Origin of the sequence: Rhodovulum viride, assembly GCF_003265965.1 — a bacterium.
GTDB lineage: Bacteria > Pseudomonadota > Alphaproteobacteria > Rhodobacterales > Rhodobacteraceae > Rhodovulum > Rhodovulum kholense.
Genome location: NZ_MUAV01000235.1, coordinates 1 through 324 on the forward strand (window position 1 = coordinate 1; position 324 = coordinate 324).

At 70.7% G+C, this 324-nt stretch carries 1 pseudogene; it reads right to left on the bottom strand.

Going from position 1 to position 324, the window contains the following annotated elements:
* A pseudogene (locus BYZ73_RS23335) lies at positions 1-324 on the bottom strand (hypothetical protein); the annotation flags it as partial.

Sequence of the window (324 nt, forward strand, 5' to 3'; positions counted from 1 at the left end):
CGAAGACATAGGTGCCGGGCGCGACATCGTCGATCAGGTCCTCGGCCACATCGGTCAGGCCGCGGACGGTTGCCTCGGTCTCGGTGATCGGCCGCCAGGAGAACTGCCAGGCGTCGAGGAACGGGTTGTCGCTGCTGGCTGCCAGCCGCACCCGGGTCTTGACCCCGCCGCCGCCGCGCGTCTCGTAAAGCTCCTCGGTCATGGTCGGCGCCGAGACCTGGGGCTTGGCGGTCGGCGAGGGCAGCGTGGGGATACCGCCCGCGGGCCGCGCCTGTTCTTCCGAGGTCCGCCAGTCGAAGATCGCGGGGCCGGTTTCCAGACAGG